Source organism: Desulfuromonas sp. DDH964, from assembly GCF_001611275.1.
Classification (GTDB): domain Bacteria; phylum Desulfobacterota; class Desulfuromonadia; order Desulfuromonadales; family DDH964; genus DDH964.
Genome location: NZ_CP015080.1, coordinates 2,294,312 through 2,317,402, shown reverse-complemented (window position 1 = coordinate 2,317,402; position 23,091 = coordinate 2,294,312). Strand labels below are relative to the sequence as shown.

21 protein-coding genes and 1 other RNA gene are annotated in these 23,091 nt (G+C 61.6%); 18 read left to right on the top strand and 4 right to left on the bottom strand.

The annotated features are described in order from the left end of the window. Window positions 1–10: 10 nt before the first annotated feature. Window positions 11–2,050, bottom strand: a complete 2,040-nt coding sequence (locus tag DBW_RS10625) for an HD domain-containing phosphohydrolase (RefSeq protein WP_231875321.1) — start codon at window positions 2,048–2,050, stop codon at window positions 11–13. 296 nt (window positions 2,051–2,346) lie between these two features. Between DBW_RS10625 and DBW_RS10620 the strand changes: the two genes are divergently transcribed. The 9 genes from DBW_RS10620 to recJ all read left to right on the top strand — a co-directional run bounded on the left by DBW_RS10620 (window position 2,347) and on the right by recJ (window position 11,011). Beyond that, entirely contained in the window at window positions 2,347–2,529 is a 183-nt protein-coding gene (locus DBW_RS10620) for a DUF2065 domain-containing protein (protein WP_066727508.1), read from the top strand. A gap of 78 nt (window positions 2,530–2,607) precedes the next feature. Then, complete coding sequence (queA, locus tag DBW_RS10615) at window positions 2,608–3,639, top strand: tRNA preQ1(34) S-adenosylmethionine ribosyltransferase-isomerase QueA (protein WP_066727507.1); 1,032 nt, start codon at window positions 2,608–2,610, stop codon at window positions 3,637–3,639. 18 nt (window positions 3,640–3,657) lie between these two features. Continuing rightward, the gene (tgt, locus tag DBW_RS10610; protein WP_066727506.1) at window positions 3,658–4,776 is read left to right on the top strand and encodes a tRNA guanosine(34) transglycosylase Tgt; all 1,119 of its coding nucleotides are present in this window, start codon (window positions 3,658–3,660) and stop codon (window positions 4,774–4,776) included. A gap of 50 nt (window positions 4,777–4,826) precedes the next feature. Beyond that, on the top strand, window positions 4,827–5,165 hold the full coding sequence (gene yajC / locus DBW_RS10605; protein WP_335339833.1) for a preprotein translocase subunit YajC: 339 nt from the start codon (window positions 4,827–4,829) through the stop codon (window positions 5,163–5,165). Window positions 5,166–5,240: 75 nt separating this feature from the next. After that, the gene (secD, locus tag DBW_RS10600) at window positions 5,241–6,839 is read left to right on the top strand and encodes a protein translocase subunit SecD (protein WP_066727505.1); all 1,599 of its coding nucleotides are present in this window, start codon (window positions 5,241–5,243) and stop codon (window positions 6,837–6,839) included. Between the two features lie 10 nt (window positions 6,840–6,849). Further along, a complete protein-coding gene (gene secF / locus DBW_RS10595; RefSeq protein WP_066727504.1) occupies window positions 6,850–7,779 on the top strand; it encodes a protein translocase subunit SecF in 930 nt (309 codons plus the stop codon). Further along, entirely contained in the window at window positions 7,776–8,369 is a 594-nt protein-coding gene (locus tag DBW_RS10590) for a tetratricopeptide repeat protein (protein ID WP_066727503.1), read from the top strand. The genes secF and DBW_RS10590 overlap by 4 nt, the downstream gene beginning before the upstream one ends. A 54-nt stretch (window positions 8,370–8,423) precedes the next feature. Beyond that, the gene (locus DBW_RS10585; protein ID WP_066727502.1) at window positions 8,424–9,293 is read left to right on the top strand and encodes a right-handed parallel beta-helix repeat-containing protein; all 870 of its coding nucleotides are present in this window, start codon (window positions 8,424–8,426) and stop codon (window positions 9,291–9,293) included. After that, entirely contained in the window at window positions 9,281–11,011 is a 1,731-nt protein-coding gene (recJ, locus tag DBW_RS10580; protein ID WP_066727501.1) for a single-stranded-DNA-specific exonuclease RecJ, read from the top strand. The genes DBW_RS10585 and recJ overlap by 13 nt, the downstream gene beginning before the upstream one ends. A gap of 33 nt (window positions 11,012–11,044) precedes the next feature. On the opposite strand, the gene DBW_RS10575 is transcribed toward recJ, so the two are convergent. Further along, window positions 11,045–11,845, bottom strand: coding sequence for a formate/nitrite transporter family protein (locus tag DBW_RS10575; protein WP_066727500.1), 801 nt, complete (start codon window positions 11,843–11,845; stop codon window positions 11,045–11,047). A gap of 316 nt (window positions 11,846–12,161) precedes the next feature. Next, the gene (locus DBW_RS10570; protein ID WP_066727499.1) at window positions 12,162–13,346 is read right to left on the bottom strand and encodes a pyridoxal phosphate-dependent aminotransferase; all 1,185 of its coding nucleotides are present in this window, start codon (window positions 13,344–13,346) and stop codon (window positions 12,162–12,164) included. A gap of 163 nt (window positions 13,347–13,509) precedes the next feature. Here DBW_RS10570 and pheA point away from each other — a divergent pair, with 163 nt between their 5' ends. From pheA to DBW_RS10530, 8 genes are all read left to right on the top strand, one after another. Further along, window positions 13,510–14,583: a prephenate dehydratase gene (gene pheA, locus DBW_RS10565; protein WP_066727498.1), complete on the top strand. Its 1,074-nt coding sequence runs from the start codon at window positions 13,510–13,512 to the stop codon at window positions 14,581–14,583. A 59-nt stretch (window positions 14,584–14,642) separates the two neighbouring features. Beyond that, complete coding sequence (locus DBW_RS10560) at window positions 14,643–15,524, top strand: prephenate dehydrogenase (protein WP_066727497.1); 882 nt, start codon at window positions 14,643–14,645, stop codon at window positions 15,522–15,524. Between the two features lie 76 nt (window positions 15,525–15,600). Further along, on the top strand, window positions 15,601–16,890 hold the full coding sequence (gene aroA / locus DBW_RS10555; RefSeq protein ID WP_066727496.1) for a 3-phosphoshikimate 1-carboxyvinyltransferase: 1,290 nt from the start codon (window positions 15,601–15,603) through the stop codon (window positions 16,888–16,890). A 28-nt stretch (window positions 16,891–16,918) separates the two neighbouring features. Beyond that, window positions 16,919–17,608 carry a (d)CMP kinase gene (gene cmk / locus DBW_RS10550; protein ID WP_066727495.1) on the top strand — a complete coding sequence of 230 codons (690 nt, stop codon included), beginning with the start codon at window positions 16,919–16,921 and terminating at the stop codon, window positions 17,606–17,608. A gap of 37 nt (window positions 17,609–17,645) precedes the next feature. After that, window positions 17,646–18,494, top strand: a complete 849-nt coding sequence (ispH, locus tag DBW_RS10545) for a 4-hydroxy-3-methylbut-2-enyl diphosphate reductase (RefSeq protein WP_066727494.1) — start codon at window positions 17,646–17,648, stop codon at window positions 18,492–18,494. Between the two features lie 137 nt (window positions 18,495–18,631). Then, window positions 18,632–20,380 (top strand): 30S ribosomal protein S1, encoded by a 1,749-nt coding sequence (locus DBW_RS10540; RefSeq protein ID WP_066727493.1) that lies wholly within the window; start codon window positions 18,632–18,634, stop codon window positions 20,378–20,380. Window positions 20,381–20,445: 65 nt separating this feature from the next. Next, window positions 20,446–21,336: a signal peptide peptidase SppA gene (gene sppA, locus DBW_RS10535; protein WP_066727492.1), complete on the top strand. Its 891-nt coding sequence runs from the start codon at window positions 20,446–20,448 to the stop codon at window positions 21,334–21,336. Between the two features lie 13 nt (window positions 21,337–21,349). Then, window positions 21,350–21,637 carry an integration host factor subunit beta gene (locus DBW_RS10530; protein ID WP_066727491.1) on the top strand — a complete coding sequence of 96 codons (288 nt, stop codon included), beginning with the start codon at window positions 21,350–21,352 and terminating at the stop codon, window positions 21,635–21,637. A 167-nt stretch (window positions 21,638–21,804) separates the two neighbouring features. Here the strand turns inward: DBW_RS10530 and ssrS are convergent. Continuing rightward, window positions 21,805–21,985, bottom strand: a non-coding RNA gene (gene ssrS, locus DBW_RS10525) — 6S RNA. Between the two features lie 148 nt (window positions 21,986–22,133). On the opposite strand from ssrS, the gene DBW_RS10520 reads away from it, so the two are divergent. After that, window positions 22,134–23,069, top strand: coding sequence for an RluA family pseudouridine synthase (locus DBW_RS10520; protein ID WP_231875320.1), 936 nt, complete (start codon window positions 22,134–22,136; stop codon window positions 23,067–23,069). The last annotated feature ends 22 nt before the right edge of the window (window positions 23,070–23,091 follow it).

Below are 23,091 nucleotides of genomic sequence, written 5' to 3'. Positions count from 1 at the left end.
GCCCTGCCCATCAGGCAGTCAAACCGATGTTTTCACAAAGATCGATAAAAGCTGCCGCCACCTCGGGGTCGAACTGGCTTCCGGCACAAGCCTGGATCTCGGTGATCGCGGTCTCATGGCTCAGCGCCTTGCGATAGGGCCGATCCGAGGTCATGGCATCGTAGGTATCGGCGACTGCCAGAATCCGTGCCTCCAGGGATATCTCCCGCGCCGCCAGGCCGCGCGGATAACCCTTGCCGTCGAACCGTTCATGGTGCTGTTCGATAATTTCCCGAACCCCCGTCAAAAACCGGATCGGTTCGAGGATGCGCACGCCGATGGTCGGATGCTGGCGCAGGATTTCAATATCCTCGCCGGAAAGTTTCCCCTCCTTGTGCAGCAGATAGGTGCCGATGCCGATTTTGCCGATGTCGTGCAGAATCCCCGCCTGTTCGAGGCGACGGATCGCCTCGGGGTTGACATCGATATGCCGTGCCAGGGCGAGGCTGTAGCGGGTCACCCGCTCGGAGTGGCCCCGGGTGTAGGCGTCGCTGGCCTCGATAGCGGAGACCAGGGCCTGGACCGTATTGAGATAGGTCTGCTGCTGCTCCTCGTAGAGGCGGGCATTGTTGATGGCGATGCTCGCCTGGGCGGCGATGGTTGACAGCAACTCCAGATCGTCGGGCGTAAAAGCGGTTTCGTCGAGCTTGTTGGCGATGGTGATGGTGCCGATGATCTCGTCCTTGATCACCAGGGGCGCACAGATGACCGACTCCCGGGTAAAGCCGAGGCGACTGACCCGGCTGAATTCGGAGTTGTCACCGATATTCTGGACCAGCAGCGGCTGGCGATTGTTTATCACCCAGTGGGAACACCCCCCCGGCTTGAGGGGGATCCGCTTGCCCAGGTCGAAATGAACCGGCAGCCCTTCGGCGCTGGCGATGTTCAAAACCCAGCTCTCACGGTCGAGGAGAAGAATGTAACCGATGCGGGCCTTGAGGGTGGTCAGGGTCTTGTTTACCAGCAGGGCGAAGAGGCGTTCGATGTCCATCGTCGAGTTGATGCCAAGACCCATCCTGTAGAGAGCCGAGAGCCGGGCCACGGCAGTCTCCAGGGTCGTGTTCTTGTCCTCGAGTTCGCTCGCCAGGTCGGCAATCTTGTAGTTGGCTTCCTCGATCTCTTCAATCCGTTCCTCGAGGGTAATGTTCAGGTATTCAATCTCCTTGAGTCGCTCCTCAAGGGTGATGTTCATGTTGCGGATTTCATCGTGGTGCGTCAGTTTTTCCTGACTGACGGCAATTTCCCGCTCGTGCAGGACGGTGGTGTCGATCAATCCCTTGAGCCGGTCCACCATCAGGTTGAACTTGCTGGTCAGCAGTTCCATCTCCTCGGAACTGCGAACCTGGGTGTGGGCCTTTTCGAAGTTGCCGTTCTCCACCTGGGTCATGGCGTTGACCAGGCGACGGATCGGACGATCGACATAGACCAGGATGAAGACCGAGATCGTCAGGACCAGAATCGCCAGCATACCGGCGGAGGAGATCAGGGTCGCTTCGCGCCCCTTTTGCTGCAGGCTGTCGAGGACGTTCAGCGAGAGGTGAACGTTGAGGATGCCAAGGACTTTCCTCTCCTCATCATGGCAGCGAAAGCAGAGCGGTGCATTGTAAATGGGGACGGTGGTGCTGTGGAATTCCTGCCCTTCGGTCATTTCCGCAAAGGAGAATTTGCGTGAGCGATAGGCGAGCAGGTCGGCCGACGGGACGAGGTCGCCGATTTCTTCCTGTATCCCCGAAATCAGGATGCGCCCCGATTCATCGAAAATCCGCACCGACTCGATGGCCGGCTCGCGCTTGATCTTCTCCAGGATGTGGCCAACCTCGGCGTTCTGGCCATTGGCCATATGGGTGATGATACTGTTGCGGATCGTTTCACCGAGAACCCGGCTGGTCTGCTCGGCAAAGCGGGTCAGCATGGCCCGTTGGGTCTTGAGGTTATGCCAGGCGGTCAGGCCGACCGCCATCACCATGATGGCAGTGGTCAAGCCGAGAATTTTAATCTTTAAAGAGTTCATCAGTTTCCTGAAAGGGGAAAGCGAACTTCCGGTCCGTGGTTTGGCAGCAAAACCCGCACCGCAGTGACGAAAAAACCGGGTTTTCAGCGCGGCCAATCTAGCAGAGAAAGGAAGTTGAAGTACAATGATTTTTCTTTAAGAGAGTGAGCCTTTCCGCATTCGTTGGGCGCCGGCCGGAGGCTCTCCCGTTCCTTGACACTGATGCGGGAAGGTTCTAGTATGCTCCGCCCGTTGAACCCTGTCCCATTTTTGCAAATAACCTGCCAAACGATTCAGGGACGCGGGATGGAGGGAATGTGAAGTCGTTGCTGGTAGTGGTCGGGCTGGTTTTTATCTTCGAAGGGGTTCCCTGGTTTCTGTCGCCGCTGCGGGTCAGGAAGCTGCTCCTCGTCCTGGCCCGTCTGCCGGAGCCGCTTCTGCGCGGCTGCGGTCTTCTGGCCATGGTCATCGGTCTGTTGCTGGTCTGGATCGGTCACTGATGGGCCACGAAAGAACATTGACTTTGCACCCTCATTATGGTTTCTTTAAGCGCTGAATTTTGAGCGTTTGGGAGTGTTGTGCGGCTAGATGATTTCGACTTCGACCTCCCCGGTGAGCTGATTGCCCAGGAACCGGCTGCACGGCGCGAGGATTCGCGGCTCATGGTCCTTGAGCGCGCGACCGGGGCCGTGAGCCAGCGACCGTTTACCGCGATCACCGAATCGTTTCGCGCGGGAGATCTGCTGGTCGCCAACGATACCCGGGTGATCCCGGCTCGTCTGCTCGGCCGCAAGGAGAGTGGCGGCCGGATCGAAATCTTCCTGGTGCGCAGATGCCCCGGCGTCGAGGAGACCTGGGATTGCCTGACCCGCGCTTCCAAGCCGCCCCGGCTGGGCAGCGCGGTCATCTTCAAAGACGGGCGACGGGCCGTCTTTGTCGCCGGTGGCGAATCGACCCTGCGGCGGGTTCGCTTCGAGGGGGAAGGTGATTTTTCGGCCTGGCTGGAAGCCCATGGCGAAATGCCGTTGCCCCCCTATATCCGCCGGGCGGCCGGAACCCTTGACCGGGAACGCTACCAGACCATATTCGCCCGGGAGGCCGGCGCCCTTGCCGCACCGACCGCCGGTCTTCACTTTACGCCGGTGATCCTTGAGGAACTGCGCCAGCGCGGCGTCGAAATCCAGGCTTTGACCCTCCATGTCGGGCTGGGAACCTTTCTGCCGGTTCGGGTCGAAGACCCCCGTGAACACCGGATGCACCACGAAACCTACCTGGTGCCGGAAGTGACGGCGGCCGCCGTCAACCGTGCTCGCAGTGAAGGGCGTCGGGTCATCGCTCTTGGCACCACCAGCGCCCGCGCTCTGGAAGCGGCGGCGGGCAGCGACGACCGGCTGCTGGCCGGCCCCGGCGAGACCGATATTTTCATCTATCCCGGCTACCGCTTCCGGGTGGTTTCGGGGCTGGTGACCAATTTCCATCTGCCCCGTTCAACCCTGCTGATGCTGGTCGCGGCCCTGGCAGGCCGGGAATTTGTCCTCGAAGCCTATCGCCAGGCGGTGGCAGCCCGGTACCGTTTTTTCAGCTACGGCGACTGTATGCTGGTCCTGTGACCGGTTGCGGGTGATCTTTTGGACCCTTTCAGCTTTGTTCTTTTACACGAGGATGCGCAAACCCGTGCCCGTCGCGGCCGGCTTCTGACCCGCCGCGGCGTGGTTGAGACCCCGGTCTTCATGCCGGTCGGAACCCAGGGGACGGTCAAGGGGATGCTGCCCGAATCGCTGGTCGAGGTCGGTGCCCAGATCATTCTGGCCAATACCTACCACCTTTTCCTGCGGCCCGGCCACGAGCGGGTGGCGCGCCTCGGCGGTCTGCACCGGTTCATGAACTGGAACCGGCCGATTTTGACCGACAGCGGCGGATTTCAGGTCTTCAGCCTCGGCGACCTGCGCAAGATTGATGAGGAAGGGGTGCGGTTTCAGTCGCACCTCGACGGCTCCTCCCAGGTCCTGACGCCCGAGTCTTCGATTGCCGTTCAGGAGGCACTCGGGGCCGATATCATCATGGCCTTTGACGAGTGCATTCCCTATCCCGCCAGCCGGGACTACGTGCTCCAGTCAACCCGGCGTTCCGGACGCTGGGCCCGGCGGTGCCGTGACGCGCGCCGCACCGATGACGGGGCCGCCCTGTTCGGCATTGTACAGGGCGGGATGTTTCCCGAACTGCGAGCCGAGAGCGCCGCCGAGTTGATCGAGACCGGCTTTGAAGGCTATGCTTTGGGAGGGCTGTCGGTCGGTGAAGAGGCCGACTTGATGTACGCCATGATGGAAGAGGCGGTGCCGCTCCTGCCACGGGAGAAGCCGCGTTACGTCATGGGGGTCGGAACCCCGGAAAATTTGATCGAAGGGATCGCCCGCGGCGTCGACATGTTCGATTGCGTGATGCCGACCCGCAACGCACGTAACGGCGTCCTCTTTACCAGTTTCGGTCGCATCAGCATCAAGCAGGCCCGCTTTGCCGACGACGCCGATCCCGTCGACCCGGAGTGCAGCTGTTATGTCTGTCGCAACTACAGCCGGGCCTACCTGCGGCACCTCTACCAGAGCAACGAGATTCTCGCCTCGGTTCTCAATACCTGGCACAACCTGCACTACTATCAGCAGTTGTTGATGCAGGCGCGAGAAGCCATTGAAAAAGATCGATTCGATTCATTCCGTCGCGAATTCTATTCCCGGCGGACGGGACCTTAACCAGGCTGTCCAGTTCTTCATTACCCCATACTGCCCAAGGAGGAAATATTATGATCATGAATCTTTTTACCGCGTCCGAAGCCTTTGCCATGGCCGGCAATCCCCAGGGCCAGCAGGGTGGCGCTCCCGCCTACCAGGGGATCATCATGCTGGTGATCATGTTCGCCATCTTCTATTTTCTGCTGATCCGGCCCCAGCAGAAACGGGCCAAGGAGCACAAGGCCCTGGTTGAAAGTTTGGCCGCCGGTGATCAGGTCGTCACTGCCGGGGGAGTTCACGGCAAGATCGTCAGCGTTCAGGAGACGATCGTAACGCTGGAGATTGCTACCGGCGTCAAGATCAAGATCAATCGCAGCTCCATTGTTGGAACCAGCCGCGAACAACAATAAATCCGCCATCGTCTCGGCTGCGGGCGGCGTTTTAGTCGCCCCGATCCGGGTATCCGAAAGGAGTTACAGGCTGTCATGTCCAAAAGCTTAAAGTTGCGGGGATTCGTGGTTTTCCTCTCGCTGGTCATTGCGGTGATCGCGTTGGCGCCGACCTTCGCCCGGGAGAGCCTCCCCGAGTGGTGGACCAGGGCGGTTAATCCGATTCATCTCGGTCTCGACCTACAGGGGGGCATGCACCTGGTCCTCGGCGTCGAAGTCGATAAGGCGGTGGATAGCCGTCTTGACAGTATCATCGACCAGACCGACGGGCTGCTGCGCGAGAAGGACATCGTCTTCAAGCGGATTGTTCGGTCCGGTGACGATCGCCTGACGATCATTGTCTATGATCAGGAGGCCGGCAGCCAGGTCGATGCGCTGATGAAGGAGAGCTTTCCTTCCCTGGAGGCGCTCTCCCTGACCGACAGTGGCGGATACATCGAAAAGAACTACCGCCTCAGCGCCGGGGAGATCGATTCGATCAAGGACTACGCCGTGCGCCAGGCTCTGGAGACCCTGCGCAACCGCGTCGACCAGTTCGGGGTCAGCGAACCGACCCTGCAGCGCCAGAGCGATAACCGGATTCTGATCCAGCTGCCGGGGGTGAAAGATCCCCAGCGTGCGATCAGCCTGCTCGGCAAGACTGCCCGCCTCGAATTCAAGATGGTCAACGAGGAGGTCAACCCCCAGGACGCGGTCAAGGGGAACCTCCCGCCCGGTTCGCAGCTCCTCTACGAACGCCGGGTCGATCCGCGGAGTGGGGCCGTCAGCGAGACCCCGCTGGTGGTTTATGACAAGACCGCCCTGACCGGAGACCTCCTCTCCGATGCCCAGGTGCGCATCGATACCCGCTTCAATGAACCCTATGTCGCCATCGATTTCAACAGCGTCGGGGCCAAGCGTTTCGACCAAATCACCGCGGCCAACGTCGGCAAGCGGATGGCGATTGTCCTTGATGATACCGTCTACTCGGCCCCGGTAATCCGGGAGCGGATCTCCGGCGGCAGTGCCCAGATCAGCGGCTCCTTCACCGAGCAGGAGGCGACCGATCTCGCCATCGTCCTGCGTGCCGGTTCCCTGCCGGCCCCGGTGAAAATCCTCGAGAATCGTACCGTCGGACCGTCCCTCGGTCGCGATTCCATCGAACAGGGGACCCTCTCGGCGATCGTCGGCGCGATCCTGGTGATCATCACCATGCTGATCTACTACCGGCTCTCCGGAGTGGTGGCCAATATCGCCCTGATCCTCAATTTCGTGCTGATCCTGGCGCTTCTCTCCCTCTTCAAGGCGACCCTGACGATGCCCGGTATCGCCGGTATCGTGCTTACCCTGGGGATGGCGGTCGATGCCAACGTTTTGATTTTCGAGCGTATCCGCGAGGAACTGCGTCTCGGCAAACCTGCGCGCGCGGCCCTCGACGCCGGCTTTTCCAAGGCCTTTGTCACCATTATCGACGCCAACGTCACCACCCTGCTGGCGGCTCTGATCCTGTTCCAGTTCGGGACCGGTCCGGTCAAGGGGTTTGCGGTAACACTCTCGGTGGGGATTCTCGCCTCCCTTTACACGGCCATCTTTGTTTCCCGCGTCATTTTCGACTACTTCCTTGACCAGCGCCAGGTCAAGCGGTTGAGCATTTAAGGAGCCCGGCATGCAAATCGTCAGACCGGATATCAATATCGACTTTGTCGGCAAGTGCAAAATGGCCGTCATCTTCTCCTGGGTGCTGATCCTGATCGGCATCGGTTCGCTGGTGGCCAAGGGGGGACCCAACTACGGCATCGATTTCGCCGGGGGGACTCTGGTCCAGGTCAAGTTCGAACAACCGACCGATGCCGGCGCCATCAAGGCCGCCCTCAAGGAGCTCGATCTCGGCTCGATCAGCGTGCAGCAGTTCGGTGACCAGCCGAACGAATTCCTGATCCGGGCCCAGAACACCAGCGACGAGCTCGAAGGCCTGTCACAGAAGGTGCAAACGATGCTCGAGCAGACCTACGGCAGCGGCAAGGTCGATCTGCGGCGGGCTGAAATGGTCGGGCCCCAGGTTGGCAAGGACCTCCGCCAGAAGGGGCTGCTGGCCGTTGTATGGGCCATTGTCGGCATCCTGATCTACATCACCTGGCGCTTCGAATTCCGTTTTGGCCTCGGCGCAGTGATCGCCACCCTCCACGACGTGCTGATCACCCTCGGCGCCTTTTCCCTCTTCAACATGGAAATCGACCTGCCGATCATCGCTGCCTTCCTCGCCATCATCGGTTATTCCCTCAACGACACCATCATCGTCTGCGACCGGATCCGCGAGAACATGGGGAAACATTCCAAGGATGGGCTGGCTGCGATCATCAATCGCAGTGTCAACGAGACCCTGTCGCGAACGATTCTCACCTCCGGGACGACCCTGCTGGTGGTTCTCGCCCTCTTCATCTTCGGCGGCGGGGTTATCCATGGCTTTGCCTTCGCCATGCTCGTCGGCATCCTCATCGGCACCTACTCCTCGATCTTCGTCGCCAGCCCGGTGATTCTCTTCTGGGAGCGGCGCAAGGGGAATGCTGAACCGGTCAGCAGCGGGAGGGGCGCATGAAAAAGGAAGTCTGGTTTTTTGCCGGAGTGGCCCTGATCGTCGGCATCCTCGTCGGGGTCCTGGTCGCCAGTCGTCTTCAGGGTCCCTCTTCCACGACAGCCTCCTCTGCACCGCCGACGGCACCGGTGCCGGCGGTCAACTACCAGCAGCAGATCTCGATGCTGGAAGGGATCGTCGCCCAGGATCCCGGTAACCGCAACGCCTGGGTGCAGCTCGGGCACAACTATTTCGATTCGCAGCAGCCGATGAAGGCGGTCGAGGCCTATGGCAAGGCCCTCGAGCTTGACGGCAACGATCCCGATGTCCTGACCGACCAGGGGGTCATGTTCCGTCAACTCGGCTGGTACGACCGCGCCATCGAAAATTTCAACCGGGCCAACCAGATTGCGCCCGACCATGCCCAGAGCCTTTTCAATCTCGGGATTGTCTACCGCTACGACCTGAAAGACCTGGAAAAGGCCCGCAAAGCCTGGGAACGCTACCTCGCGATCAGCCCCAGCGGCCCGGGGGCCGACAAGATCCGGGCCGAACTCGAATTCCTGAAAGCGCACCCGGAGTTGCCGGCCGAGGCGACCCAGGGGATGAAATAGAACCCCCTCCTTCCGGCCGGCGCAGAGCGCCGGCCGGAAGCGTTTTGGAGTCCCATGATTCCGCGCCGCCAATCCGCTCTCCTTGTTTTCCTTCTGCTCACCCTCCTCCTCGCCGGATGTCAGCCCCAGCGGGTGCTGCGTGGCGAGCTGAGCGGGGACCTCTTCTGGCAGGGGACGGTCTATCTCTCCGGTGACGTCACCCTCCTTGCCGACAGCCAGCTGCGGATCGCCCCCGGCAGCCGGGTGCTCTTCCTCCCCCCCGGCCCCGGTGAGGATCTGCTGCAGGACCACCCCAATTTCCCCGGAAGTGAACTGATTGTCCGCGGCATCCTGGTGGCCGATGGCCTGCCGGAAAAACCGATCACTTTTGCCGCCGCCGATCCTGGCGCACCCGCCGGAAGCTGGGGCGGGATCAACCTCAGCGCAAGTCCGGGCAGTCGCTTTAGCAACTGCATCTTTCGGCAGGCGGACAGTGCCCTGCACAGCCAGGAGTCGACCCTCCTCGTCGAAAATTCCCTCTTCGACGGCAATCTGGTCGGCATCCGCTTTTTCGGCAGTGCCATCCGCATCGAGCACAACTTGCTACGCAACAACGGCACGGCGATCCGGTTTCATTACGGGGCTCCGCGCATTCGGGGCAACCGCCTGGTTGAAAACGTGCGCGGCATCTTCATTACCGCCGAACCGCGCGATTATCTCATTACCGGCAACGAAATTCTCGCCAGCCGTGAATTCAGCGTTGTCCTCGGCGAAGACGTCCCCGAAGATGTCGAACTGGGCGGGAACTTCTGGGGGAGTCGTGATCCCGAAATGATCCGCCGCGGATTTTTTGACCACAGCCGGGTCGATTACCTCGGTCGGGTCCTGATCGAACCCTACCGCGTTGCACCGATTGCCGGCGCGGGGCCGCCATGGAGCCGGTAACCGAGCGCCGCTGGCGCCAGCGCGGGACGGAAGCGGACGCTCCGTCCCTCACCCGCCTCTGTCGCGACCTTGGTGTTGGCCCCCTGACTGCGCGGGTTCTGCACGGGCGCGGTTTCACCGACGGCGATTCGGCCCGGGCCTTTCTCGCCGCCGGGCTGCGTGACCTCCCCGACCCGACAGCCCTTGGCGGGATGGCAACGGCGGTGGCGCGCCTGGTCCGTGCCATTTGCGGTGGAGAACGCATCCTGGTCCATGGCGACTACGATGTCGACGGCATCACTGGCACTGCGCTGCTGGTGGAGAACCTGCGGAGTTTCGGCGCCGAGGTCCTCTCCCACATCCCTCTGCGTCTGCGCGACGGCTACGGCCTGTCCGCTGCCGCCCTCAAGGAAGCGGCTGCCCAGGGGGTAACGGTGGTCCTCTCCGTCGACTGCGGGGTCTCCGCCGTTACCGAAGCCCGCATCGCTCGTGAGCTGGGCCTCGACCTGATCATCACCGACCATCACCAGCCTCCCGACCCGCTCCCCGTCGCCCACGCCATTGTCAATCCGCAGCTCCCCGGTGAGACCTTTCCCGGCCAACAGCTCGCCGGCGTCGGCGTCGCCTTTTTCCTGCTGGTCGCCCTGCGCCAGGCACTGCGCGAAATGGGTCACTTTTCAATCCGCCCGGAACCCGACCTGCGCTATGGACTCGATCTGGTCGCTCTGGGGACGATTGCCGACCTCGTCCCCCTGACCGGAATCAACCGCATCCTGGTCAGGGCCGGGCTCCCCCTGCTCGAACAGAATCGGCGCCCGGGGGTCAGGGACCTGCGCGAAGTCGCCGGGGTGCGTCGGGTGACGGCCGGCAGCGTCGGCTTCCAACTCGCCCCGCGCCTCAATGCCGCCGGTCGCCTTGAGGATGCCGGCCGCGGCGTCGACCTCCTGCTCGACCGGGAAGGGCGCGAGACCAAGGCGCTGGCCAGCCAGCTTGACCGTTTCAACCAGGAACGGAGGCGGCTTGAGGAGGAGACCCTGCAACAGGCGATTGCCGCGCTCGAATCGGTTGCGGACCAGGCCGACCAGAGTATTGTCCTGGCCGACGAGCGCTGGCATCCGGGGGTCATCGGCATCGTCGCGAGCCGCCTGGTCGAGCGCTACCACCGGCCGACGGTCCTGATCGCGCTGGAAGGGGAGCAGGGGAAGGGATCGGCGCGCTCGATCCGCGGTTTTCACCTCTACCAGGCCCTGGCGGCCTGCCGGGAACACCTGGAGGGGTTCGGAGGGCATGAGTTCGCGGCCGGTCTGAGCCTGGCGGGATCTTCTCTGGAGCTTTTCCGCCGCGCCTTCGAAGCGCAGGCGCGGCAACGCCTGGTTGCGGAAAACCTGATTCCCGAGGTTCTCTTCGACGGGGAGCTTCTGCTCGCGGAGCTCGATGCCGCCGCCGTCGAGGACCTGGAGCGGCTCGCCCCTTTCGGGATGGGGAATGCGGAGCCGGCTTTCGTCCTGCGCGACATATCCGCCCGGCAGGTTCGCCTGCTCGGCGAGGAGCACCTCAGGTTTACTGCCCAGCAGGATGGCTATAGCCTCCCCTGCGTGGCCTGGCGTCTGGCCGGACAGCGGCAGCTGCTCGATGCCCCGGTCGACCTTCTGGTTCATCCGGAATTCAACGAGTGGCAGGGGCGAAGACAGTTGCAATTGCGGGTACGGGATGTGCGACCGGCGCTGGGGACGGATTGAGTGCTGGGTGCTGAGTGGTAGCAGGGGAGGTGCTCAGGCCTTTTTCAAATGGACGAACCAGTAGGCGAAGGCGACGAAGACGACACCGCCAATGATGTTGCCGAGGGTGACTGGAACCAGGTTGGCGACAAAGAAGTTGGTCCAGGTCAGGCCGGCGGCGGGGGTGCCGAGGCGCTCGGCGAGAAATAGCCCGGTCGGAATAAAGTACATGTTGGCGACCGAGTGTTCAAAACCGCTCGCCACGAAAGCCATGATCGGACCGTAGCAGGCGAGAATCTTCCCTGGGATGTCGCGGGCCGCGGTTGCCATGAAAACCGCCAGGCAGACCAGCCAGTTACAGAGAATCCCCCGCACCAGGGCGACGTCGAAGGGGAGGGCGGTCTTGGCGGCGGCGATCCTGACGGCGTGCTCGGCGACCTGGCCGCTCTGCCAGAGGTTGGAGCGGAACATCAGCCAGGCGAAGAAGAGCGAGCCGAGAAAGTTGCCGACGATCACCACCAGCCAGTTTTCCAGCAGCTTCCCCCAGGAAATTTCCCGCACCAGCGCCGCCTTGGTCAGCAGGCTGTTGCCGGTAAAGAGTTCGGCGCCGCAGATGACCACCAGCATCAGGCCGAGCGAGAAGACGCTCCCCCCCAGGAAACGGGCGACCCCCTGGCCGAGGTGGATCGCCGCGTCCTCGGTGACGACCGTCGCCAGTTCGGCGCCGAAGGCGATATAGAAGCCGGCCAGCAGGCTCAGCACCATGGTCCGCGACAGCGGCTGGGTGGTCACCCGGCGGCCGGCAGCGACAATCGCCTCGACGGTTTCAGCGGGGGAGAGAAATCGTTTTTCCATTAATTAGATACCGTGACTCGTGATTCGTGATTCGTGATTCGTGATTCGTGATTCGTGATTCGTGATTCGTGATTCGTGATTCGTCGTCTCGCTGCCCTCAGAACTCAGAGCTCAGAACTCAAAATTCAAAATTCAAAATTCAAAATTCAAAATTCAAAATTCAAAATTCAAAATTCAAAATTCAAAATTCAAAATTCAAAAATGAACTACCCCGCAGCAAGCTACGGGGTATCAACAGCCTACACCCTTAGTAAAAATCGCGCAGCAAGCTGCGGGGAATTGAACCCAACTTTTGATTCAAAATTCAAAATTCCCCCTAAAGCCCCGCCTCTTTCGCCACTTTCTCCCAGGCCGGCAGGCTGCGCTGAATGATTGCCGTATCGATGCAATAGGCGATGCGGAAGAAGCCCGGGGCGCCGAAGCCGGTGCCGGGGACGAGCAGGATGTTGTGCTTCTGGGCGAGCCGGACGAAAGCGAGGTCGTCGGCGAGGGGGGATTTGGGGAAGAGATAAAACCCGCCTTGCGGTTTGACCATCGAAAAGCCCAGGGCGGTCAGGTTGTCGTAGAGGAGGTCCCGCTTGGCGCGGTACTCCTCGACGTCGACGCTTATCCGCTGCAAGCCGGCGACCAGTCGCTGCATCAGCGCCGGCGCATTGACGAAGCCGAGCACCCGGTTGCAGAAGATCGCCCCCTCCAGAAAGAGCTTGACGTCTTCCAGCGCCGGGTTGACCGCCAGGTACCCGATCCGCTCACCCGGGAGGGCGAGGTCCTTGGAGTGGGAGGTCGCAATCACCGCGTTGCGCACGTAACGGAAAATTCCCGGAACCTCGACATCGTAGCTGAGGCGGGCGTAGGGTTCGTCGGAGATGACGAAGATGGTCCGCTCCAGCTCCTGCTCCTTGCGCGCCAGCATTTCCCCCAGCGCCTTAAGACTGGCCGCCGGATAGACGACGCCGGTCGGGTTGTTGGGCGAATTGAGCAGCAGCGCCCGGGTGTTCGGGGTAATCGCCTTTTCAATCGCCGGAATGTCAAGCTGGAAGGTCTCCCGGTCGGTCCAGACCTCCCGGGTAACGCCGCCGTGATTGTCGACGTAAAACTTGTATTCGACGAAGTAGGGGGTGAGAATAATCACCTCCTCGCCGGGGTTGAGAACCGTCTTCAGCGCGACGTTAAGGGCGCCGCCGGCGCCGCAGGTCATGATCACATGCTCGGCGCCGAGCGGTTGCGGGGACTTCTCGGAGACGACCGCGGCAACTGCGGCCCGGGTCTCCTCGTAGCCGGCGTTGTTCATGTAGCGATGCATGCCGGGGAGGGGCGCGGCGGCGAGGCGCGCCAGCTCAAGGCGCAGTGCCTCCGGCGGCTCCACCGAAGGGTTGCCGAGGGTAAAGTCAAAGACATTTTCGTCGCCATGGATGGCGCGCAGCTGCGCCCCCTCCTCGAACATCTTCCGGATCCAGGACGAGCGTTCGATACAGGCGCGAACCTTCAATGAGATGGACATACAGGCCTCCGGCGGCAGATTCGGGTCAGTGGCGAGCAGTTTAGCCGCGCCCGGCGAGGTGGTCAAGGGAAACTGCGGCCGGGCGGCCGGCGCCGACGGGAATTGCAATTTCGTGGCGGATGGGCTACATTTCCCATCCCTTATGACTGTGACGAGGTGAGCAATGGCGGCAGGAAAGCTGGACGGGTTGCGAAAGAAGATCGACAGCATCGACGACAAAATACTCGACCTGCTCAACGAGCGGGCCCGGGTGGTGCTCGAGGTCGGCAAGGCGAAGGCCGGAAGCAGCCAGCAGTTTTATGTTCCCAGCCGGGAGCAGGCGATCTACCGGCGCCTCGCCGAGCATAACCCCGGTCCCTTTCCGACCGATGCCATCCGCCGCGTCTTCCGGGAGGTGATCTCTGCTTCCCTCTCCCTCGAACAGCCGATGAAGGTCGCCTTTCTCGGGCCGCTGGCCACCTATACCCATGTCGCCGCCATGCAGCAGTTCGGACTCTCGGCGCAGCTGGTGCCGCAAAAGGGGATCGCCACCGTCTTTGACGAGGTGCTGCGCGGGCGCGCCGACTATGGCGTGGTGCCGGTGGAGAATTCGAACGAGGGGGTCGTCTCGCACACCCTCGACATGTTCATGGAGTCCGAGCTGAAGATCCATGCCGAGATTCTCCTGGAAATCTCCCATGATCTATTGTCGCGCTCCGGTGATCTCAGCCGGGTGCGCAAGGTCGTTTCGCACCCCCAGGCGCTGGCCCAGTGCCGCAAGTGGTTGCAGGAGAACCTTCCCGACATCCCGCTGGTCGATGTCGCCAGCACCGCCCTGGCGGCGCAGATGGTGGCCGAGGACGACAGCGCCGCGGCGATTGCCAGCGAAATGGCCGCCAACCTCTATGATCTCCAGGTGGTGAAAAAGAAGATCGAGGACAATCCCAACAATTTCACCCGCTTTCTGGTGATCGGCATGCAGACGCCGGCCCCGTCCGGGCGCGACAAGACCTCGATCATGTTCAGCGTCCGCGACGAACCGGGGATCCTCTACCGGATGCTCGAACCCTTCAGCAAGCGCCAGCTCAACCTGTCGAAAATCGAGAGTCGTCCCTTCAAGAAGAAGGCCTGGGAATATATCTTCTTTCTCGACCTGGAGGGGCATGCCGAGGAGCCGTCGGTGCATGATGCCCTCGAAGAACTCAAGGGGTACTGCACCCTGTTCCGGGTGCTTGGCTCCTACCCGAAGGCGCGATAAGGGCGGAAATCCTGTCGCGGCATCTTCAAGATCTCCATCCATTTCTACAGGAAGCATCCATGGCTGGTTCGTCTCAGGATAAGTTGTTCATCCCCCGGCTCGCGGTTATCGGGGTCGGTCTGATCGGCGGTTCCCTCGCCCTGGCTCTGAAGCAGGCCGGTGCGGTCGGTGAAGTGGTCGGTATCGGTCGCGGCCTGGCGAATCTCGAGACAGCCCTGCGGCTCGGCGTAATCGATCGGATCGAAAGTGATACGGTGGCGGGCGTTGCCGACGCCGACCTGGTCTTCCTCGCGACCCCGGTGCTGAGTCTGGCTGCGGTGGCGGCCCGGGTGCTGCCGGCGATGAAGCCGGGTGCGATTCTCACCGATGGCGGCAGCGTCAAGGGGGCGGTGATCGAAGCGATCGCGCCCCTGGTTCCGGCCGGGATCCACTTTGTCCCCGGCCATCCGATCGCCGGCACCGAAAAGAGCGGCGCCGAAGCCGCCTTCCCGACTCTCTACCAGGGGCGGCGCTGCATTCTCACGCCGACGGCGGCCACCGACCCGGACGCCCTCGACCTGGTGCGCCGGGTCTGGGAGGTTGCCGGCAGCGAAGTGGTGGTGATGGGGGTGGAGAAGCACGACCGGGTGCTGGCGGCGATCAGTCATCTGCCACACATGGTCGCCTATGCCCTGGTCAACGCGGTCGGCGCCTACGACCGTTACCAGGAGAATATCCTCGAATATTCGGCCGGTGGTTTTCGGGACTTTACCCGTATCGCTTCCTCCGATCCGACCATGTGGCGCGATATCGCGGTGACCAACCGTGAAGCGCTGCTGGAGATGATAGAACAGTTCGAGACCCACCTCGCCGAACTCAAGGAGGATATCCGCCGCAGTGACGCCGAGCGCCTCTACGAGTTTTTCCTCCGTTCCAAGCAGAGCCGCGACGCCATACTGTAAAATCGGTTTTGAGTTTTGGGTAGAAGCCCTAACCCAGAACTCAGAACTCAGAACTGACTCATTCTTTGAGGTTTGCATGGAAACCCGCACTGTCAAATCGGTCACCGGCCTGCGCGGTGAAATCACCGTTCCCGGCGACAAGTCGATTTCCCATCGCTCGATCATGCTCGGCTCCCTCGCCCGGGGAACGACCGTCGTCAGGGGCTTTCTCCATGGCGAGGATAATCATTCGACCCTCAACGCCTTTCGTGCCATGGGTGTCGAGGTGACGGAAGGGGAGGCGGGCGAACTCCGCATTGCCGGTCTCGGCCTGCACGGCCTCAAGGAGCCGGCCGATGTCCTCGATTGCGGCAATTCCGGGACCACGATTCGCCTGATGACCGGCCTTCTCGCCGGCCAGAACTTCTTTTCGGTTCTCACCGGCGATCGCTACCTGCGCAAGCGGCCGATGAAGCGGGTGCTCAATCCCCTGGCCAGCATGGGAGCCCGGATCTGGGGGCGCGGCGGCGGCGACCTGGCGCCGCTGGCGATCCAGGGCGGCTCCCTGCGGGGGACCAGCTACGATTCACCGATTGCCAGTGCCCAGGTCAAGTCAGCGCTGCTCCTCGCCGGCCTCTACGCCGAAAGCGAGACGACGGTGCGCGAACCCCACCTGAGCCGGGATCACAGCGAACGAATGCTGCGCTACTTTGGCGTCGACGTGCGTCCCTTCCCCGGCGGGGTCACCCTTCTTCCCGGGCAACCCCTGGAGGGACGCGAAGTCCTGGTCCCCGGGGATATCTCTTCCGCGGCCTTTTTCCTGGTCGCGGCCCTGATCACTCCGGGTTCGGAGCTGCTGATCCGCAATGTCGGTGTCAATCCGACCCGCAGCGGGATCATCGACATCCTGCAGGCAATGGGAGGCTCCATCGAGCTGCTCGACCCGCGGGAACTCTCCGGCGAGCCGGTGGCCGACCTGCTGGTGCGCAGCAGCGACCTGATGGGGATCGAGATCGGCGGCGAGGTGGTGCCGCGGGCCATCGACGAATTCCCGGTCGTCAGTGTGGCAGCCGCCTGCGCCCGCGGTGTCACGACGATCCGCGACGCCCGCGAACTGCGGGTCAAGGAGACCGACCGCATCGCGGCCATGACCACCGAGCTTGGCAAGCTCGGCGCGCAGATCGTTGCGCGGGAGGACGGGATGGAGATTACCGGCGGCAGCCTGCTGACCGGAGCCCGCGTCTCTTCCCAGGGGGACCATCGCATCGCCATGAGCATGGCGGTTGCCGGACTGGTGGCAAAGGGAGGGGTGACGATCGAGGATACCGGCTGTACCGCCACCTCCTTCCCGACCTTCTGGGAGCTGCTGGCGACGGCGGGTAACTGATTATTTTCGAGGGGACAGCTGGAAGCCAATGACAGACAAGCAGCCAATCATTGCCATTGACGGCCCGTCCGGGGCCGGGAAGAGCACCTTGAGCAAGCTCCTGGCGCGCGAACTGGGGCTGGTCAATATCGATACCGGCGCCATGTATCGTTGTGTTGCTTTGGCGGCGGCACGGCGCGGCATTGACCCGGAAGATCATGCCCGCCTCGGTCAGCTCTGTGGCGAACTGCGCATCGATTTTTGCCGATCCGCCGCGGGGGAGCGGGTCCTCCTCGATGGGGAGGATGTCTCCCTGGCCATCCGCACTCCGGAGATCAGCCTGCTGACCTCCCGGGTGGCCGCTTCCCCCGCGGTTCGCCAGGCGCTGGTCGGACTGCAGCAGACCCTCGGCAGAGCCGGCGGCGTCGTTCTCGAAGGGCGGGATATCGGGACCGTGGTCTTCCCCCGCGCCGACGCCAAGTTCTTCCTGATGGCCAGCGCCGAAGAGCGCGGCCGCCGCCGTTTCGACGAGCTGCGCGCCCGGGGGGTGGAAGTCGACCTGGCACAGACTATTGCCGAGGTCCGGGCCCGGGACGAGGCCGACAGCGATCGCGAACATGCGCCGCTGCTGCAGGCTGCCGATGCCGTCGTCATCGATTCCACCGGCAAGGGGATCGACGCGGTGCTGGCGGAGATGCTGCAGATCATTGAGGAACGGACAGCGTGCGCCAGGTCCTGAGGCGGACCCGCACTTCCGGTGGAAGGGAAGCCTGGTTATGAAGATCATCCTCGCCAAGAGCGCCGGTTTCTGCTTCGGTGTCAAGCGTGCGACGCAGATGGCCTTTGATGCCGCCGACCAGGTGGAACGCATCTGCTCCCTCGGCCCGATCATCCATTCTCCGCAAATGGTGCGCAAGCTGGAGGAGAAGGGGGTCAGGGTGGTCGGGCGGGTCGAGGAACTGGAGGATACCGCCGTCATTATCCGCTCCCACGGGGTGACCGCCGAGGAACTGGAGAGTATCGTCGAGCGGGAACTGGTCGTCGTCGATGCCACCTGTCCCTTCGTCAAGAAGGCCCAGGATTATGCGGCGCTGCTCAGCAGGGAAGGGTACCTGGTCGTCCTGGTCGGAGAAAAGGATCATCCCGAAGTCCAGGGTATTGTTTCCTACGCCCGTCATGGCGAGGTGCGGGTCGTGGCCGATCGTTTTGAGGCCGAGACCCTGCCGCGCGTCGCCCGGATCGGAATTGTCGCCCAGACCACCCAGTCCCTCGAAAATTTCCAGGAGGTGGTCGCGGTCTGCCTGCAGCGCAGCAAGGAGCTGCGGATTTTCAACACGATCTGCGATGCGACCGCGGTACGCCAGAACGAGGCCCGACAGATTGCGGAAAAAGCCGACCTGATGCTCGTCATCGGTGGCTTCAACAGTGCCAATACCAACCGCCTGGCCCAGCTCTGCCAGGAGCTGCAACCGCGCACCTATCATGTGGAAACTGCCGAAGAAATCGACGCCGCCTGGTTTTCCGGGGTCGGGACGGTCGGCATCACCGCCGGGGCTTCGACCCCGCGCTGGATCATTGACGAGGTGGTCTCCCGGGTCGAAACCATCGCCGCCGGACGGGCTTGATTGCCGGCGCGCAGGACCCGGTGCCGGTCCGAAATAATAATTTGTTTTTTCAGGGACCTTGTGTTAAGGTCCCTTTTCATGGCCGCACGGCCAGCTGTCGGAAACGACAGCAAAATCGTTAGGGGGTAACAGGTTTAATGGCGGACAATAACAGTACTTTCAACCAGCATGACGAGGCCGAACTGATGGACGACGACAAAGAGTTCGGCGAAGAAATGGAACAGAGCTTCGAGGACATGTTCGAGAACAGCCTCAAGGAGCTCAAGCCGGGCAACGTCGTTACCGGCACAGCCGTTCAGGTCACATCGGATACCGTCGTTGTCGATGTCGGTGGCAAATCCGAGGGCGTGATTCCGCTCAGCGAATTCGTCGATGAAAACGGCCAGATGAAGGTCGAGGTCGGTGACGAATTCGATGTTCTGATCGAGCGCACCGAAAATGAAAACGGGCTGATCAGTCTCTCCAAGGAGAAGGCAGACCGGCAGAAGGTTTGGAACGCTCTCGAAGAGGATGCGGTCGTCGATGGCCGGATCATCTCCCGCATCAAGGGGGGCCTCTCGGTCGATATCGGCGTCAGCGCGTTTCTGCCTGGTTCCCAGGTCGATCTGCGCCCGGTTCGCAATCTCGACAAGCTGATCGGCGAGACCTTCCAGTTCAAAATCATCAAGCTCAACAAGCGACGCGGCAATATCGTCCTTTCCCGCCGGGTTCTGCTTGAGGAGCAGCGTGAGAGCCAGCGCAGCGTAACCCTGCGCACCCTCGAAGAGGGTCAGGTTGTCGAAGGCGTGGTCAAGAATCTTACCGATTACGGCGCCTTTATCGATCTTGGCGGCATTGACGGCCTGCTGCATATCACCGACATGTCCTGGGGGCGGGTCAATCACCCTTCGGATATCCTCGCCGTCGGCGACAAGGTTAACATCAAGGTCCTCAAATTCGATCGGGAGAAGGAACGCGTCTCCCTCGGGCTCAAGCAGATCACGCCTGACCCCTGGCTCGATGTTGACACCAAATACCCGGTGGGCAACAAGGTGACCGGCAAGGTCGTCAGCCTGACCGATTACGGTGCTTTCGTCGAACTCGAGGAAGGGATCGAAGGGCTGATCCACGTTTCGGAAATGAGCTGGACCAAGCGGATCAAGCATCCCAACAAGATCCTCAATGTCGGTGACGAAGTCGAGTCGGTCGTCCTGGCCCTCGATATTGCCAACCGCCGCATCTCCCTGGGCCTTAAGCAGGTCGAACCGAATCCCTGGGACGTCATCGGCGAGAAATTCCCGATGGGGACGATCATCGAGGGACAGGTGAAGAACATCACCGATTTCGGCATCTTTGTTGGTGTCGACGAGGGGATCGACGGGTTGGTGCATATCTCCGACCTCTCCTGGACCAAGCGCATCAAGCATCCCTCCGAGCTTTACAAGAAGGGGGACCTGGTCAAGGCCGTTGTTCTCAATATCGACCGTGAAAACGAGCGCTTCTCCCTTGGCGTCAAGCAGCTGACTCCCGATCCGTGGTCGGAAATCCCCAAGCGTTATGCGCCCGGGACGATTATTCGCGGCAAGGTGACCTCGGTCACCGACTTCGGGATCTTCCTGGAGGTTGAGGAGGGGATTGAAGGTTTGATCCACGTCTCCGAAATCAGCAAGGAGAAGATCGACACTCCCAAGTCGTTTGCCAATATCGGTGACGAGCTGGAAGCGGTCGTCCTGCATGTCGATACCGTTGAGCGCAAGATCGCGCTTTCGATCAAGCATCTCGCCGACCAGAAGGAAAAGGCGGAAGTCGACGCCTTCCTTGGCGCCCAGCGCAACGCCACCTCGAACCTCGGTGACCTTCTCCAGGGTGCCATTGGCAAGAGTAACAGCGAGAAGGGCGAAGAGTAATAACTGACCGTGTCGAGAGCCCCCGTAGCAACGCTGCGGGGGCTCTCAGACTTCGGGGTTCTCTCATGAAAAAGCGTCCATTTTTGATGGCCCTGTTGACTCTTGGTGCCATCTTTCTTTTTTTTCTGTTCCTGATTGTCGCGGTCTCCGGGCTGCGTGGGCCAGCGTCCGGTCTCGCCCTTGGCGATAAGGTCGGGGTTATCGAGGTGCTCGGGGTAATTGCCGATTCCCGGGAACTGACCCGGCAGATTGTCGATTTCCGCAATAACGAGTCGGTGAAGGCGGTCGTTCTGCGGGTCGATTCGCCCGGCGGTGGCGTCGGTCCTTCCCAGGAAATATGCGAAGAGGTCGGCAAACTGGCCGCCGTCAAACCGGTCGTGGTATCGATGGGGTCGGTGGCCGCTTCGGGTGGTTACTATATTGCGGCGCCGGCGACGCGGATCCTCGCCAATCCCGGGACCATTACCGGCAGTATCGGCGTCATCATGGAGTTTGCCAACATCGAAGAACTGTTGGGAAAAGTCGGGTTGCGCAGTGAAGTGGTCAAGAGCGGGGCGCACAAGGATATCGGTTCCCCGACGCGCACCATGACGCCGGCCGACCGGGCGATTCTGCAGGGGATGATTGACGATGTCTACGATCAGTTTGTCAACCAGATCGCCCATTCCCGCAAGCTCCCCCTCGACCAGGTGAAGGCCCTCGCCGACGGCAGGATTTTCAGTGGCCGCCAGGCTCTTGCCCAGGGGTTGGTGGACGAACTGGGAAACTTTCAGGATGCCGTTGCTGTCGCTGGTCAACTCGCCGGCCTGGAGGGCGAACCGCGCCTGCTCTATCCCCCGCAAAAGAAACCGGCGTTTCTCGATTACCTGGTGGAGGAGACGACCACCCGCTTTGCAAAAGGACTCACCGGGGCGATGTCGCCCGGTTTGCAATATCTCTGGACCCACTCGAATTAGGAGGTGTCAGGTAATGACCAAAAGTGAATTGATCGAACAACTTTCCGTCAATGCTGCGGCCTTGAACCGGAAAGAAGCGGAGATGGTCGTCAATACCATTTTCGACAGCATCGGCAACGCGCTGGTAGGGGGGGATCGCGTCGAAATTCGCGGCTTCGGTTCTTTTACCATACGCGAACGGGATGCCCGTGAAGCGCGGAACCCGAAGAGCGGCGAGGTGGTGAGGATCCCTTCCAAAAAGACGCCCTTTTTCAAGACCGGGAAGGAGTTGCGCGCCCGGGTCAACGTCGGCGAAGCCTGAGTGTTTCCAGGTCGACCTGTTGCCGGTTGGAACGACCAAGGGCCCCGTTGTTTCAACGGGGCCCTTGGTTTTGGTAAGGCAACTGGCAACGCGGGAGGATGGTTCGGTGCCGCAAAGGTCTTCTCAGCCGGCATCGTGATTCCAATTGCGTCTGCCAATTGCCTGTCTGTCTCTCCGGGATGCCGGCCGCTGCTTCAGAGTGGAACCTTGGGGAAATTAGCGCTATCCTTGAAAATCGCTTCAGGCGTCCTGCTCGGTGGCAGGCTGGCTCACCACGACTTTGACCAGGGGCGCGCAAACTGTGTGTTGGTTACAGCCTGAGCCGCATGTCATGCATCCCAGAGAATTCAAAGAGCCGTTTGTAGTTTCATGCTAACAGGTGAAAATGGGCTGTCAATGCAAAAAATGAGAAAATGCTTATCTCGCATTTTGTCGAAAAAATGGGTTGGCTGCAGTTCCTCCCGCCACTCTGGCATTGACCTAAACCGGGGGCGCGGTGGGCGCTGAAATCTGGCGGCATACCGTAGCGGCCGAAGACTCCGGGCTGCGCCTCGACCAACTTCTCGCCCTGCGGCACGGGGAGCTCTCCCGCACCCTGGCGCGCAAACTGGTGGAACTGGGGGGGGTACACCTCGAAGGGCGGCGGGTGCGCAAGTGCGGGCAGCTTTTGCAGGCCGGTCAAAAAATCGAACTATTCCGGGATGAGGCTCCCCTGGAGCCCTTCATCCTCGGAGAGCGTCATCTCCTGTTCCGGGATCAATGGCTCCTTGCAGTGGCCAAGCCCGCCGGAATCGAAACCCAGCCGACGCCGGCCCGTTACCGCGGGACCCTGTACGCGGCGCTCCTCGATTTTCTGCACAACCCTTTTCGTCCCCTTGACCGTCCCTCCCTCGGCATGGTGCAACGTCTCGACCGTGAGACCTCCGGCGTCATGATCTTCTCCATTCATCCCCGTGCCCACAAGGAACTGACCGCCTGCTTCACCGCGCACCGGGTTGAAAAAATCTACCTGGCCCTGGTTCAGGGCGTTGTCGCCGCCGACAGCGGGGAATTCTGCAGCTATCTTGCCCGCAGCCGCCACGGCAACCGGGTCAGTTCCGTCCCCCGGGGGGGCAAAGAAGCCGTAACCCGGTTCCGGGTCCTGGAACGTTTTCCCAGCGCGACCCTGGTCGAGGTCGAAATCCTTACCGGGCGCACCCACCAGATCCGGGTTCACTTCGCCGAAGCCGGCCATCCCCTCCTCGGCGACCGCCTTTACGGTAAGGCGAGCGGGGAGCCCCGGCGCCAGATGCTCCACGCGTTCCGTCTCACCCTGCCGCATCCGCTAACCGGAAAGCTGCTGGCTCTTGAGGCGCCGCTGCCGGCGGATATGGCGGCCGTTCTCGAGCACCTTCGCAGCGGCGAAGCGATCGAAAACCTGGCACTCTCCTGACGCTCTGACGAGGAAAGATTGA

Bases quoted from the DNA above. Each gene is read 5' to 3' on its own strand.
- DBW_RS10625 (WP_231875321.1), bottom strand. From the start codon at position 2,050: ATGAACTCTTTAAAGATTAAAATTCTCGGCTTGACCACTGCCATCATG.
- yajC (WP_335339833.1), top strand. From the start codon at position 4,827: ATGATCATGAATCTTTTTACCGCGTCCGAAGCCTTTGCCATGGCCGGC.
- secD (WP_066727505.1), top strand. From the start codon at position 5,241: ATGTCCAAAAGCTTAAAGTTGCGGGGATTCGTGGTTTTCCTCTCGCTG.
- secF (WP_066727504.1), top strand. From the start codon at position 6,850: ATGCAAATCGTCAGACCGGATATCAATATCGACTTTGTCGGCAAGTGC.
- DBW_RS10590 (WP_066727503.1), top strand. From the start codon at position 7,776: ATGAAAAAGGAAGTCTGGTTTTTTGCCGGAGTGGCCCTGATCGTCGGC.
- DBW_RS10585 (WP_066727502.1), top strand. From the start codon at position 8,424: ATGATTCCGCGCCGCCAATCCGCTCTCCTTGTTTTCCTTCTGCTCACC.
- recJ (WP_066727501.1), top strand. From the start codon at position 9,281: ATGGAGCCGGTAACCGAGCGCCGCTGGCGCCAGCGCGGGACGGAAGCG.
- DBW_RS10575 (WP_066727500.1), bottom strand. From the start codon at position 11,845: ATGGAAAAACGATTTCTCTCCCCCGCTGAAACCGTCGAGGCGATTGTC.
- DBW_RS10570 (WP_066727499.1), bottom strand. From the start codon at position 13,346: ATGTCCATCTCATTGAAGGTTCGCGCCTGTATCGAACGCTCGTCCTGG.
- pheA (WP_066727498.1), top strand. From the start codon at position 13,510: ATGGCGGCAGGAAAGCTGGACGGGTTGCGAAAGAAGATCGACAGCATC.
- DBW_RS10560 (WP_066727497.1), top strand. From the start codon at position 14,643: ATGGCTGGTTCGTCTCAGGATAAGTTGTTCATCCCCCGGCTCGCGGTT.
- aroA (WP_066727496.1), top strand. From the start codon at position 15,601: ATGGAAACCCGCACTGTCAAATCGGTCACCGGCCTGCGCGGTGAAATC.
- cmk (WP_066727495.1), top strand. From the start codon at position 16,919: ATGACAGACAAGCAGCCAATCATTGCCATTGACGGCCCGTCCGGGGCC.
- ispH (WP_066727494.1), top strand. From the start codon at position 17,646: ATGAAGATCATCCTCGCCAAGAGCGCCGGTTTCTGCTTCGGTGTCAAG.
- DBW_RS10540 (WP_066727493.1), top strand. From the start codon at position 18,632: ATGGCGGACAATAACAGTACTTTCAACCAGCATGACGAGGCCGAACTG.
- sppA (WP_066727492.1), top strand. From the start codon at position 20,446: ATGAAAAAGCGTCCATTTTTGATGGCCCTGTTGACTCTTGGTGCCATC.
- DBW_RS10530 (WP_066727491.1), top strand. From the start codon at position 21,350: ATGACCAAAAGTGAATTGATCGAACAACTTTCCGTCAATGCTGCGGCC.